The 13,500-nt window shown below is 47.7% G+C and carries 12 protein-coding genes; 9 read left to right on the top strand and 3 right to left on the bottom strand.

Annotated elements, in window-relative coordinates; genetic code table 11:
- Window positions 1-17: 17 nt before the first annotated feature.
- From MKY73_RS19080 to MKY73_RS19040, 9 genes are all read left to right on the top strand, one after another.
- Entirely contained in the window at window positions 18-980 is a 963-nt protein-coding gene (locus tag MKY73_RS19080; RefSeq protein ID WP_339303040.1) for an alpha/beta hydrolase, read from the top strand.
- Window positions 981-1,038: 58 nt separating this feature from the next.
- Complete coding sequence (locus tag MKY73_RS19075; protein WP_339303039.1) at window positions 1,039-1,389, top strand: hypothetical protein; 351 nt, start codon at window positions 1,039-1,041, stop codon at window positions 1,387-1,389.
- A 17-nt stretch (window positions 1,390-1,406) separates the two neighbouring features.
- The gene (locus tag MKY73_RS19070; protein WP_339303038.1) at window positions 1,407-2,120 is read left to right on the top strand and encodes a class I SAM-dependent methyltransferase; all 714 of its coding nucleotides are present in this window, start codon (window positions 1,407-1,409) and stop codon (window positions 2,118-2,120) included.
- A gap of 67 nt (window positions 2,121-2,187) precedes the next feature.
- The gene (locus tag MKY73_RS19065) at window positions 2,188-3,174 is read left to right on the top strand and encodes a BadF/BadG/BcrA/BcrD ATPase family protein (protein WP_339303037.1); all 987 of its coding nucleotides are present in this window, start codon (window positions 2,188-2,190) and stop codon (window positions 3,172-3,174) included.
- 63 nt (window positions 3,175-3,237) lie between these two features.
- Window positions 3,238-3,675 carry a GNAT family N-acetyltransferase gene (locus tag MKY73_RS19060; protein ID WP_339241456.1) on the top strand — a complete coding sequence of 146 codons (438 nt, stop codon included), beginning with the start codon at window positions 3,238-3,240 and terminating at the stop codon, window positions 3,673-3,675.
- 215 nt (window positions 3,676-3,890) lie between these two features.
- Complete coding sequence (locus tag MKY73_RS19055; RefSeq protein WP_339303036.1) at window positions 3,891-4,349, top strand: MarR family transcriptional regulator; 459 nt, start codon at window positions 3,891-3,893, stop codon at window positions 4,347-4,349.
- Window positions 4,346-7,513, top strand: coding sequence for an MMPL family transporter (locus MKY73_RS19050; RefSeq protein WP_339303035.1), 3,168 nt, complete (start codon window positions 4,346-4,348; stop codon window positions 7,511-7,513). Before MKY73_RS19055 ends, MKY73_RS19050 begins: the two co-directional genes overlap by 4 nt.
- Window positions 7,514-7,722: 209 nt before the next feature.
- Window positions 7,723-8,349, top strand: coding sequence for a GDSL-type esterase/lipase family protein (locus MKY73_RS19045; RefSeq protein ID WP_339303034.1), 627 nt, complete (start codon window positions 7,723-7,725; stop codon window positions 8,347-8,349).
- 92 nt (window positions 8,350-8,441) lie between these two features.
- On the top strand, window positions 8,442-9,503 hold the full coding sequence (locus MKY73_RS19040) for a phosphotransferase (protein WP_339303033.1): 1,062 nt from the start codon (window positions 8,442-8,444) through the stop codon (window positions 9,501-9,503).
- Window positions 9,504-9,616: 113 nt separating this feature from the next.
- Here the strand turns inward: MKY73_RS19040 and MKY73_RS19035 are convergent, their stop codons facing one another.
- The 3 genes from MKY73_RS19035 to MKY73_RS19025 all read right to left on the bottom strand — a co-directional run bounded on the left by MKY73_RS19035 (window position 9,617) and on the right by MKY73_RS19025 (window position 13,314).
- Entirely contained in the window at window positions 9,617-10,294 is a 678-nt protein-coding gene (locus MKY73_RS19035) for a tetratricopeptide repeat protein (protein WP_339303032.1), read from the bottom strand.
- Between the two features lie 14 nt (window positions 10,295-10,308).
- A complete protein-coding gene (locus MKY73_RS19030) occupies window positions 10,309-12,297 on the bottom strand; it encodes a translation factor GTPase family protein (protein ID WP_339303031.1) in 1,989 nt (662 codons plus the stop codon).
- 141 nt (window positions 12,298-12,438) lie between these two features.
- Window positions 12,439-13,314 carry an AraC family transcriptional regulator gene (locus tag MKY73_RS19025; protein WP_339303030.1) on the bottom strand — a complete coding sequence of 292 codons (876 nt, stop codon included), beginning with the start codon at window positions 13,312-13,314 and terminating at the stop codon, window positions 12,439-12,441.
- Window positions 13,315-13,500 lie beyond the last annotated feature (186 nt).

Here is a 13,500-nt window from a genome sequence, read left to right as displayed (position 1 = left end):
GAGGGTAGGACCCGTTCATGATATTCTACGTACTTGCAGTAATGGTACTGATCCTTCTTGCTCTTTTGTGGACAGGTGGACTTTATTTTTTCAAAACCGCCATTCGTCGTACGCCAAAAACGTTTTTGGTGGATAATCCGAATCTGATGCCTGAGCCGGACAATGAAATCATCAGCAGTGCTTCTGACCTGAAGTGGCTGGATGCTCAGCCTACAGAAGAGGTAATTCTTCAATCGTATGATGGATTACAACTGCATGGTACATGGCTTAGTTCCAATAAGGGGTCAGATCAGACCGTGATTCTGGCACATGGTTATTCGGGGAAAGGCAGAGAAATGGCTGGTTTTGCCCGATTTTATGCGGAAAAGCATGGGTATAACGTGTTAATGCCGGATGATCGGGGTCATGGCCGGAGCGAAGGTGACATCATCGGTTTTGGCTGGTTAGATCGTAAGGATTATGTACAGTGGAGCAACTGGGTGCTTGAAAAAGTGGGTACAAAAGGGGAAATCATATTGCACGGCATATCCATGGGAGGAGCAACCGTACTGATGACAGGTGGTGAAGCCCTGCCGACTCAGGTTAAAGCGATTGTGTCTGATTGTGCATATACATCTGTGGAAGAAGAACTGACGTTCCAGTTAAAGCAACTATACAAGTTGCCTGCATTTCCGTTCATACCTGTCACAAGTTTGATCTCCCGGTGGAAAGCAGGGTATTCCTTCAAAGAGGCTTCTGCTCTCAAGCAACTTGCCAAAGTTAACGTTCCCGTGCTGTTCATTCATGGGGAGGCGGATACGTTTGTACCAACGGAAATGGTGTACAGGCTGTACGAAGCTTGCCCAACCAAAAAGGAATTGCTGACTGTCCCCCGTGCGGGTCATGGCACAGCGTTTCAAGTTGATCGCACCGGATATGAGGCTGCACTGGAATCCTTTATGAAGAACCATCTGTCGCATCCAGTATCTGTAATCCATTGATTTCTTATATTGTATTATGGGTATTCATGGATAGGACAGATGTGGAAGGAGGCGGAAGATGGCACGCACGCAAAGGAAATGTTCTTACTGCCATGAAGGAATGGCAGAAGATGAGTTTAAGTGCAAATCTTGCGGTAATCTGGTTGCCACAAAAACGGCAATGCCTGAACAACCTTATATGACTGAATATGAAGAATCGGTATTGGATCGTTATTCCATCGTTTTGCTTGTACTGATTACACTTTTTCTCGCTCCGGTGGCTATTTCCATAGGTGGAGTCATGTTGTTTAACGACAGTTCATACAAGAGAGATACGGGTAAATTACTTGTAACGGCTGGATTGGTCATCATGGTCATTTTTTCAATCCTTTTATTCGCTGGTACTGGGACATTGACGTTTAATTTCTAAACTATGGGGGTGTCTTAATGGGAAATGAACAATTTGAGGCTGCACGAAAAGCAGAGGCAGGTTATCATTCCAACTTCTATGAGAATAATGAATTATTCGCCTCTGGCACTTGGATGTCCAGGCCAATGCCTATGGTGATGGATATGCTGGAACGTATCCTCGCTCACAAGGAGGAACTGCGTGTCCTTGATCTGGGATGCGGAGTAGGAAGGCATACGATACCCATTGCACAGCGTCTTGCACAGACGAACAGTGAAGTCATCGGTGTGGATTTGCTGGACGAGGCTATAGATGGACTTCGCAAGTATGCGAAAGAATATAATGTAGATCATCTCGTGCAAGCTGTAAAAGCAGACGTTGAGCATTATGCCATCGAGAAGGATCGTTTTGACTTTATAGCTGCTTGTTCTTGTCTGGAACATGTATCGAATAAACAAGCATTCAAGGAAGCGCTAGAGCGGTTACAAGCAGGAACTCGAACAGGCGGCATTCATTGTATTACGATGAGTACCAATGTGGAGGAGAAAGAAATGAACTCAGGCCGTGAGATTGAGCCGTTAATTGAGCTGAACCTGCCAACAGCCGAGGCTATTGCTATACTCGAGGAGGCTTATAAAGGCTGGAATATTCTGCTTCAAGAACATGTCACACAGACGATTGAAGAGGATAAGTATGATGAACCGACACAATTTCGTTGTGAACTGCTACGTTTCGCTGTGCAAAAGCAATAAATTCCCTGCCGGGACCTGATTAAAGCCCCGGCACTCTTATTGTTCAGTTGGGAGGGAGAAGTTAGGGATGAATACATACGTAATTGGGATGGATGGAGGAGGGAGCCACACCCGTGTGGCTGTCGCCGATCAGAACGGAAGGTTGTTATCCTATGTGCAAAAGGGAGGTTGCAATCGTTATCACGATATCCATGCCGAGCAACATGTGTTGGAAGGTATCGCTGAGGCCATAACACAGGCTGGACTCAAGCCAGATCAGATCGGCTCTATTCAGGCAGGGATGGCAGGTCTGAATAAGCCTGAAGATACGCTTTGGGCCGAAGCCTTAATTGCCCGAACCGGGATTACCGGCAGAATCAGTGCAGTAAACGATACACATATCGCCCATACAGCGGCCTTCAACGGTGAACCAGGTATTGTCGCTATTGGAGGAACAGGATCTCTGATCCTTGGCAGAACCGAACAGGGAGCTTGGCTTCGCAATGATCAGTTCGGTCATTATGCGCCGACAGCAGCACGTTTTCTGGCTTACGACACGGTTCATTCCATACTGGCTGGACGTTATGAGTTGCAGGATCAAGAATGGGTTGAGCAGGTTTTAACGTATTGGCAGGTAAGCTCTGTTTCGGAGCTAGCAGCACTGGGAGTGTCTGGTTTTGCTGATAATCAGCAGGCTATTAATCGGAGATTTGGCCAAATGGCACCTCTGGTGACCGAAGCTGCAGTCCGGAATATTCCCCTCGCGGTTAGGGTGTGTGACTCTGCTGCCGATACAGCTGTTGTCGGCATCCTCATGCTGGCATCCTGTTTCGATCAGCCAACAGTGTCCATGGCGATGACTGGAAGCTGTCTGAGTTCACCATATATGGTCAGGGCCGTTCAGAAAGGACTTGATGCTGCTTACAGGCCTGATGGGAAAAGAATTCAGTACATAACCAGTAACTTGTTGGCAGTTGGAGGCGCACTGTTGGATGCTTATCATTTGGCGCAGATTAACGTTTCTGATAACATCTCGACTGTGCTTCAATCGGAACTGAATCGTTATACGACTTGAACTTTGCGAGGCTAACGACTACAATACGGTAACGGAAACAAGCAAGGTATAGGAGGAATAAGGGTGTTAATTAATTTGAAATCACGCATAGAAGAGCCGGTAGTACAGGAGCTGTTATCTTACTCGGTCTTTCCTGATCCGGATCATCTGAAACGTGCGTTGAAACAATATGTAGAGAATGACGAACTGTATCTGGCAGGATACGAAGCAGAGGAGCAATTGATCGGTCTGATCGGTTATGAGCATACAGGCTCCAGCGAGATTACCATCCACCATATTGCCGTTCTGCCGGAGAACCGCCTCAAAAATTATGGTCGCGGCATGATTTCACAGCTGCTGGAGAAATATAATCCTGACACTTTGATTGCAGAGACGGATCTGGAGGCCCTGGAGTTTTACCGGAATACGGGATTCATCGTATATAGTCTGGGCGAGCTTTATCCAGGTGTGGAGCGGTTCCGTTGTGTACTTGAAAAAGAGGAAGATACAGACGAAGAATAACGCAGAAGTGTTCTACTACTTTATAAAATAAATAGAGCATACGCATTACAGGATGTTGGATTTGGCAATTAGCTGAGTCGGACGTCCTGTTTTTTTATTGTTCTCATCAAAAAAAGCAGGAGTAAAGTATTGCTTTTTAATATAGTTTCATTATAGAATAGTTTCACAGGAGAATAGTTCGTTAAGTGAACTATATTGCGAAAGGAGAATGATGAATGAACATACCGGATGCTGGAAGTTTGGTTAATCGCTATTTGGATGCTTCTTTCCTGGTAACCAAACGGTTTGATACCCAGATACGTGAACGTGTAGGGCAGATTTTGACGATGGATCAGTTCTGTTCCCTTCGACTTATTAATGAGAAGCAGACTTGTACGCCCTCTGATCTGGCAGAACTATTATGCATAGGCAAGAGCAGTATTACTGCTCTGGTCAACAAACTGGTGGATCGTGATCTGGTCGATCGTGCAGGGGATGAACGTGACCGCAGGGTCGTATATTTAACTCTGACGGACAACGGGCGACAGGTATACAGGGAGACAGAACAGGAAATACAGCAGATTCTGGAGCCGTATCTGGTTCATTTTACACCGGAAGAGGTTCGGATTTTCATTGAATCTTTTGAGAAGCTGGCAGCTTTGCTAACGCATGAAGGAGGACAGGAGAACGAATGAGAGCGATACTGAAAGCAAGATGGTGGTTAATGGGGCTATGGGTTGTTGTAGCTGCCGTATTGATGTTTACCGCCCCTAACATGAGTGAATTAATCCGGGAGAAGGGACAGTTTTCGGTTCCTGAAGGGTATTCTTCCACCCAGGCTGCAAAGATTTTGAATGAAGCTGCGGCACAAAAAGGGGAACAGCAGGGCAGCCAAATTGCTCTTGTATTTTATAATCCCGATGGTCTGGGTACCACGGGGAAACAAGAGGCAGAGAAGGCTGTTAAACAATTGGAGGCCGACAAAGAGAAGCTGGGCATTCTGTCCATTCTGGAACCTTTCTCTCAGCCTGAATTGTCCGAGAAGATGATCTCGGCTGATGGCAAAACGATATTAACGTCGCTATCTATTGATCAGGGAGATCGTACAGTCAAGGAAATGCGGGAAGACCTGAATGAAGCATTGAAGTCCGTCAATGTTGAGCACTACATAACCGGTAAAGGTCTGATTGACGAGGATACCATTGAAAGTTCCCAAGAGGGGCTCAAGAAGTCGGAATATATTACCGTTGTCTTTATTTTACTCATTCTGTTCCTGGTGTTCCGTTCGTTTGTAGCTCCGTTTGTACCGCTACTGACGGTGGGGATCAGTTACATTGTATCGCAACAGATTGTTGCATTCCTCGTGGATGGAGTCGACTTCCCGATATCAACGTTTACACAGATCTTTATGGTCGCCGTTATGTTTGGGATTGGTACGGATTATTGCATCCTGTTAATCAGTCGGTTCAAGGAAGAACTGGCTCATCATGAAAATACGTGGGACGCCATCATTGCTACCTATCGTACTGCGGGTAAAACGGTACTCTTCTCAGCACTGGCCGTGCTGGTTGGATTCATTGCGATCGGCTTTGCCCAGTTTATGTTGTATCGTTCTGCAGTTGCCGTAGCTGTGGGTATTGCCGTAATGATGCTCGCCTTGGTGACGATCGTTCCCTTCTTCATGGCGGTATTGGGCAAGAAGTTATTCTGGCCGTCGAAGGGTTCGCTTGAACATGCGGAGAGCAAGATCTATGGTGTAGCTGGCCGCTTCTCACTGAAACGTCCATGGGCTGCGCTGCTCATCGTTGCAGCTGTCTGTGTGCCTTTATTGGCAACCTACGATGGCAAACTGTCGTTCAACAGTCTCGATGAGATTGGTGAGAAATATGATTCCGTAAAAGCATTCAACATTATCTCCGACAGCTTCGGTCCGGGTGAATCCCTGCCAGGTCAGATCGTCATCCAGAACGATGAAGCGATGGATAATGCGAAGTATATGGCCGTAGCCGAGAAAATTAGTCGGGAAGTAGAGAAAGTGGCCGGCGTCTCTGGTGTCCGCAGTATGACACGACCTACGGGTGATGAGATCAAAGATTTTGAAGTTACACAGCAAGTGGGAACATTATCGGATGGACTGGGTGAAGGCAAGACGGGTCTGGATAAAATCCGTGATGGTCTGAGTGAAGCCAGCAGTCAGCTAAGTAAAAATGAACCCCAATTAAAAGAAGCTGCTGATGGGGCAGGAAAACTTACCCAAGGCACCTCGCAGTTGCAATCGGGTATCACGCAACTCAGTGAGGGACTTGGGCAGATTGAAAAAGGTATTCGAGATGGTTCCGCAGGTGCGGGGGAATTAAAAGCCGGGCTTCAGCAAGCCAAAACGAGTGCAGATCAACTTGCGCAGGCGAATAATCAGTTACTTGAAGCTTATCGTCAGGCGGGAGCTGGTGTCGCTGCACTGGGGGAAGGAACTCGTGAACTGGAGCAACAACTAAGTGGGGTCTCAACAGCTTTGACCAGTCTCTCCGAATCCTTCACAGCACTTGAAGAGCGATATCCTGAATTACAGCAAGATGCTGATTACCAGCGTATCAAAGGTACGATTGGTGAAACAGGTTCTGGTACAGCGCAGCTCGCTCAAGGTTTGGGTCAGATTCAGACCAAGCTGGGAGAAGCCGCTGCTGGAATTAATCAGGCCAATGAAGGTTTTGCCTCCGCAGCAGCCGGACAGAAGGCTCTTGCTGATGGTCTGGGCCAAATTGTAACGGGAATCAGTCAGTTGCAATCCGGTCTTAAACAGGCTGCTGATGGTCAGGGGAAAGTCATTAGTGAGATTCCTTCCATTCAGGATGGACTTGGCCAGCTTCAGGGTGGTCAGGAGAAAATTCAGCAAGGCTTCTCGGATCTGAGTGGTCAGCTGACACAACTGACAGATGGACTGAACCAAAGTGTCGATGGCATCAAACAGGTATCCGGGGGACTGGATTCAGCACAGGACTATCTGACACAATTGCAAAATTCACCAGATTCCGATCTGGCAGGCTGGTACGTTCCGGAAGAAGCACTGAGCAACAAAGACTTCAAACAGGTATTTGATACGTATCTGTCCAAAGATCGAAAAACGATGACAATTGACGTTATTTTCGCCGAGAATCCATACGGCACAGAAGCCATTGATCGTGTTCCTGATATTGAAGCAGCTGTACATCGCGCAGTACAAGGCAGTACGCTTGAAAAAGCAGACATCGCCATAGGCGGAGTTACCAGTACGTTTGCAGATCTGCAAGAGATCTCAAACAACGACTATACACGTACTGTAATGCTGATGCTGGCGGGCACATTCATTATTCTGGTCGTGCTGCTTCGCTCGGTCATTATGCCATTGTATCTGATCGTTTCCTTATTACTGGCTTATTTTACATCGATGGCGTTAACCGAAGTGGTGTTTGTTAATATTCTCGGATTCGCAGGCATCAGCTGGGTTACTCCGTTCTTCGGATTTGTTATGCTGATTGCACTCGGTGTGGATTATAGCATCTTCCTGATGGACCGTTTCAATGAGAACAAAGGCATGAAAGTACAGGATGCCATGTTGTACGCGATGAAAAACATGGGAACCGTTATTCTATCTGCAGCGGTCATTCTGAGCGGAACTTTTGCTGCGATGTATCCATCCGGTGTTCTCTCGATGATGCAGATTGCTACAGTCGTTCTGAGCGGGCTGATCTTGTACTCTCTGCTGTTCCTGCCATTCTTCGTTCCAGTGATGGTGAAGATGTTTGGCCGGGCGAACTGGTGGCCATTCCCTAACAAGGAACAGGCGGATTCCGTTGAGTCGGATCGGACCATAGGCATGTAATATAATGCATTGCAATGAATGGATTAGGCTCTGCCGTGTTATGCGGCAGGGCTTTTTCTTTTTTACCTCTACAGAAGAACAAGGGTCTTGTACAGCAAAAGAAAGGTGCTTGCCTAAGGACACCATCCCGCGCCTTGTCTTGCCTCTCATCATAAGATATAGAGCAGTTCATTATTGTTCAGGAATTCACAGCAGAGAGGGGCGACGGGATGGTATATCGATATGTGGCTATGGGAGATTCATTAACGGTCGGTACAGGAGCGTTGCTGGGCACCGGCTTTGTTCCTTTATATCGGCGAATGGCAGAAATGAATGTTCGTACATTTGTATCCATGGAAAATATGGGCGTAAATGGACTGACGTCTGGGGGGATGTTGCAGATGATTTCTTCGCATCCCCGCGTACGGCAATCGCTGAGTGAAGCGGATATCATTACATTATCCATTGGCGGGAATGATCTGATTCGTACCTTTAAATCAAGTGGCGGCATACCCAATGCCAGTAAAATGACACAGGTGCTTGGAGAAACCCGCAGTAATGTATCCCAGATCATGAGGCACATTCGGCAGTTAAAGGGCAATAGTGAGTATATGGTCCGATCTATCGGATTGTACAACCCGTATCCACAAGCGACGGAAGCAGCCTACTGGGTGCGGCAATATAATTCATTTTTGAATGGAGCGGGATCGGGCAACTATGCGTGTGCTCAGGTTTATGACAAGTTCGAAGGTCGTGAGCGTGAGCTGTTGTTCTGGGACAGAGTGCATCCCAATGCGAGAGGCTATCGTGTTATTGCAGAGCAGCTTAATCGAACCGGATATTATCCGTTCTCTTGATCACATTGGAACAGAACTAGACCGAGCGATGGACTTCCTTTAAGATAAATAAAAGACCGTTCCATTTTGAGAGATAAAGGGGTTAATTTTTGGTGCAAAATATCGAATCCGGTTCCCTCCATCATTCAGAGCAGCAACGTATATCCGAAGTGTTGGCCTCCTATGGTTTCACATCGGACTGGATAGGTGAGCGTGGAAAAGGTGGGATGAATAACTCTACCTACATGCTCCATATAGACGGGACGAGTTACGTAATGAGACAATATGAAACACATAATGATCCGATGAAAATCACCTTTGAACACGAGGTGTTGGAAGCCCTCCAACGTTCGAACTTTAAGCTTGATACACCTTCGCCTGTAAGGCGGTTATCTGGCGAGGGGGATACCTTTCTTCCTGTAAAAGATCCCCTCACAGGTCATACCAAAATTGCGACGCTGTTTCATTATCGGGAAGGTGTCAATCCCATCTGGCATAAGCCAGACCAATTATATGGACTCGGTAAAGCGGCGGGGGCCCTGTCTTCTGTTATGGCAACGCTGGATATACCACTTGAACCTGTGTATCCACCGTACTATCGAATTCAGGACGCATATCCGCTCTGTTCACCAGAACGATTATTACAACTATGCGCATCGCCGCCAGAGTCATTGGTCGCATGTGCGCATGAGCTGAAGCAACTGAGGGATACGCTGCCAGATCTGTTTGAAGCCCTATGGGGAATGGAACAGTTGCCGCATCAATTGGTCCATGGGGACGTGAATGCCTCGAATGTTTTGTCAGATCAGCAGGATGGTGAAATCTGTGCCATTTTGGATTTTGAATTTGCGACATGGGATTTGCGGGTCATGGAGCTGGCTGTTCCGATGTCTGATCTTCTTACCATGGACAAGAGTGAAGATTGGATGTGGCAGGCACAAGAGGGACTGATCAGGGGATTTCGGGAACAGGTCAGCCTTGAACCGGAAGAGTTGTTAGCCATTCCTCGATTAATTCTGCTGCGCAGTCTGGATGTGGTCATGCATTTCATCAGTCGGATGTTCGAGGGCACAGATGAGCCGGAAGTGGCTGTGGATCAGATTAGGAAGCTCAAACAGCGGATGGACTGGATGCGTCTGAATGAAGAACGCCTGCGTGAGATTTTGGTATATTAATATCATTGTTATGAAAAAAGTGCACTGTTTCTGCTCATACGAGGGCAGAGATCAGTGCACTTTTATTAGTTAGAAGAGTGATATCTGAAGATTACATCGGATAACGGATGACACTACAATCCACGTTTGCGGAACCAACTGCGGACAGCCCAGCGGCGCTCCTGACGTTTCTTGTATTTGGGCAACGAACGATATACGTTCAACGATTGCTCGTAAGCCTGCTTCGCATCTGCATTACGTCCAAGGGAACGATGGACCGAGCCGAGCAGATAATACGCTTCACTGGAAGAGGAATGAATCTCCTGGAATTGATGTACATAATCCAGCGCTTTATCCTCATGTGTATCTTTGAAGGCACCGGCAAGGGTTAAGTACGGGCGTCCGTACTTGACTCTGGGGTTGATCTCAAGGGCTTTTAAAATGTGACGTTCTCCCGTTTCGATGTTGCCCAGGTGAAGCTCAGTGGTTCCCAGTGCCTCCCAATACTCGGCGGATTGTTCGTATGGGCGCTCCAGTTCAAGCAATAAGGCATGTGCCTCAGTGTAACGTTTGCGCTCAATTAACAGGCGAGCCAGTTCCAGCTTGGAAGACACTTCATTGGGACTCATGGCAAGCTGTTGGCGAAGCCGGGAGATGTTACGCATACGCTTGAGAGGTCTGGTGAAGCTTGGGAACACCCCAACGTATCGACGATCCAGAAAATACAGGATAACGAGCAAAATGAGGATGGCAATGAACGGATTACCTACAATCCGCCATAGAAGGCCAAAGATGAGAAATTTAATAAGCACAGGTTCAACTCCAATTATGATGTAATCGCATTACGTACACTTAAAATATATTTCGATTGGTCCAACGGATTAACTCCTCTGCGTTTGCGAGCAGGGTTCACATCCGCAGGACAATCCTGGTATCCGGCAAATGAAGTGGTAAGCACTCCGCGGCCGCCAGTCTCGGAACGCAGCTTCACCGGATAATCCATTGACGTTGCAAGAGGCATAAGTCCTTCAATAATACAGCGTCCACTACCGATGACAGGGGCTTCGAAGGTTGCCCGCATATGTACCAGATCGCTAAGGGCCTTACCGCCATATTCCTCCTGGACCGTTAGTCGGAACTGAAGAAGGGGTTCCAGCAACGTGGTACCTGTTCTAGCCAATCCATCCATGATTCCCATAGGCGTGGCTACGACAAAATCCAGCGGATGGGTATGCCAGACATGATGTTCTCCCTCCACCAGCGTGATACGCAGGTCAGTTACTTCCCAACCGAGCATACCTTGAGACAAGGCTTCGGGAATCCGCCGTTCAACTTCATTCTGATAACGTAACAGCAGATCATCGGTCCTTACGGTTGAGGCATAGATCAGACCGCTACCGCGTGGCAAAGGTTCAATCCTGAAGCGCAGGATGGCCCAGCAGGGCTTGGGCATCGTATAAGCGATGTAACCTTCCCCGGCTGCACGAGGCGTTTCCTTATAGATAACGGATGGTGGATCGAACACAACATCCAAACCGAAACGGCTCCGTAACAGGCTGGATAAAATCTCAAGCTGAATGGTTCCCATGACCTTGAGATGCAGCTCTCGTTCCTCCGGCAACCATTGCAGGTCAAGTAAGGGGTCTTCATCCGTCAACTCTTGCAATGCTGCGACAAGATCGGGATACAGCGCCGGGTTCTTGCCATGCACTTGTACGGTCAACAAAGGCATAGCCATCTGTGGCAAAGGAGGCACACCCTCGGGACTGCCAATAATGTCCCCTACATGTGTATCACTCAGTCCGAACAGTGCCGCAATCTGCCCTGCGTGAACGCTACCTGTATCGGCCCATTTCCGTCCATCCATACGGCGAATCTGCGTCACTTTCTCTTCAAGTTCCCGCGTCGAATTATGAATGGTATCCCGGTTGTGGAGACTGCCGCCATACATGCGAACGTAGGCCGTGCGTCCCATCGTGCGGTCACGTTCAATCTTGAACACAACACCCGATACGGGGGAATCCACAGGTTGTGCAGGTGGAGGCAGAAATGCAAGGACCGTGTCCAGCAATGCCGTGACACCGATTCCTTTGCCGGAGGCACCATAACACACAGGGAACATCTCACCCTGATGCACATACCGCAAGAAGGCTTCATTCAGATCCCTTTGGGATAATGGAGTCTCATGAATGTAGGCTTCCATGACTTCTGGGTCCAGTTCAGCGAGTATCTCGACCAGACCTGGGATGGATGGTGTGAGATCTGACAGCGTATCCTGATTATCATTCCATAGGGAGTTGATGCCATGAAATGTATCTTCTTGGAATTGATACGTTTGGATTTCGCATGCGAAAGGGGACAGGGTGGAACGAATCTGTTCCATGACTGCTGGGGCAGATGCGCCAATCCGATCCATTTTATTAATATAAATGATGGTTGGGATGCGGAGTGAACGAAGGGCATGCCAGATGGCCTCACTCTGGGCTTGAATTCCTTCTACTGCTGACAGAATGAGTATAGCGCCGTCCATCACCCGAAGTGCTCGCTCGACTTCCGAGCTGAAATCAATATGTCCAGGTGTATCAATGAGGTCAATGATGGTGTTCTTCCAGATCAGAGAGGTCATGGCTGCCTGAACGGATATGCCACGTTCCTTTTCAATGTCCAGTGAGTCTGTGGCGGTTGTTCCTTCATCTACACGTCCCGGACTGCGGACGACACCACTCTCATATAACATATGCTCAGTGGTGGTTGTTTTCCCCGCATCCACATGGGCGAAGATGCCAATATTCCTGCGATTCAATTCGTTTAACATGGACTGCCAAGCTCCTCTGACAACGGAATGCAATATTTCCGACAAGTAATAATCCAGATTATCATACCACATCTACCATATGGAAGAATATGTGGATATATATGATTAAAGCGGGAGAACTACGTCCAGGCCGGTTTTAGTTTAACGTGAGCTGTTCATGGCTCTGCGGTAAGCTGCGGGAGTTGTACCAGTCAATTTTTTGAATTGACGATAAAAGTGAGGCAGACTGTCGAACCCGCAAGCATCAGCAACGGCTGCCATCGTCTCATCGCCCTGCACCAGATGTTCTTTCGCCATAATAACTCTTCGGGCTAATGCGTAATCCGTTAGAGTCATGCCCGTGTATCGTTTGAAGGCACGACTGAAGTGGGCTGGTGATACCGCAGCATACTGAGCCAGTTCATTCAGGGATAGGCCATTTCGAAGGTTATCGTCAATATGAGAGATCGTAGAAGAGAGCCATGAGGGTCCCGCAGCGGATTTCCCCGGGTTCGCAGGTCCCGCAGCTTCCAGACGTTCCAGAAAAATGAGCAACAGTTGTAGCCTCAACAGGGCCGCATGTGCGCTTAGATGATGACCGAGCTGAAGTTCGGTCTGTATATCATCAATAAGGGCTGCTACCTGTGATTGCTCTTGTGTACTCAGATGTCTCTTATACACTCGTTGTCTGCGACAACGTTCAAACAGGCTTAACATAGAAGAAGCAGCGCCTCCAGCGGTCGAGGCCAGCAATCCCGGGCTGAAGAACAATGCGGAAGATGTGACAGGATTGCCTGCATCCGGCAAGGCTCGATGAACTGTGCTGCCCGGAATAATGAACAGATCTCCTTCCTGCATACTTTCAAGTCCTGTATCAATAAAGATGCTTCCCTGACCCCGATATACATAGATAATTTCATGCCAGTCATGAAGATGATCCGGCAATTCATTCTGGGGAGATTTGGTGTCGCTGTACACCAGGCGGAACGGGATACCGGATTCTGCCTGAATAGTTGTACGAACAGGTGAACGTTCCATAAAGACTCCTTTCCAGACGATCGTCTTCAACGAGATGTTATACCTGGTCATGAGAGAGTATATTTACCGCAATATAAGCAATTTAATTTCCTTTTATTGATGATACAATGAATTTAAAGCGTTTACAATAAAAGGGTGCAGAGCCTTCGAACTGCATTCCGACAGTACAAATAATCGATGAGGTGA

Origin of the sequence: Paenibacillus sp. FSL R5-0519, from assembly GCF_037974275.1 — a bacterium.
In the GTDB taxonomy this organism is placed as follows: Bacteria; Bacillota; Bacilli; order Paenibacillales; family Paenibacillaceae; genus Paenibacillus.
Note: the sequence above shows the minus strand (reverse complement) of the source record. Positions and strands in the feature narration are given on the sequence as shown.

Coding starts and splice junctions, on each gene's coding strand:
- MKY73_RS19025 (WP_339303030.1), bottom strand. CDS start 13,314: ATGGAACGTTCACCTGTTCGTACAACTATTCAGGCAGAATCCGGTATC.
- MKY73_RS19080 (WP_339303040.1), top strand. CDS start 18: ATGATATTCTACGTACTTGCAGTAATGGTACTGATCCTTCTTGCTCTT.
- MKY73_RS19075 (WP_339303039.1), top strand. CDS start 1,039: ATGGCACGCACGCAAAGGAAATGTTCTTACTGCCATGAAGGAATGGCA.
- MKY73_RS19055 (WP_339303036.1), top strand. CDS start 3,891: ATGAACATACCGGATGCTGGAAGTTTGGTTAATCGCTATTTGGATGCT.
- MKY73_RS19065 (WP_339303037.1), top strand. CDS start 2,188: ATGAATACATACGTAATTGGGATGGATGGAGGAGGGAGCCACACCCGT.
- MKY73_RS19050 (WP_339303035.1), top strand. CDS start 4,346: ATGAGAGCGATACTGAAAGCAAGATGGTGGTTAATGGGGCTATGGGTT.
- MKY73_RS19070 (WP_339303038.1), top strand. CDS start 1,407: ATGGGAAATGAACAATTTGAGGCTGCACGAAAAGCAGAGGCAGGTTAT.
- MKY73_RS19045 (WP_339303034.1), top strand. CDS start 7,723: ATGGTATATCGATATGTGGCTATGGGAGATTCATTAACGGTCGGTACA.
- MKY73_RS19030 (WP_339303031.1), bottom strand. CDS start 12,297: ATGTTAAACGAATTGAATCGCAGGAATATTGGCATCTTCGCCCATGTG.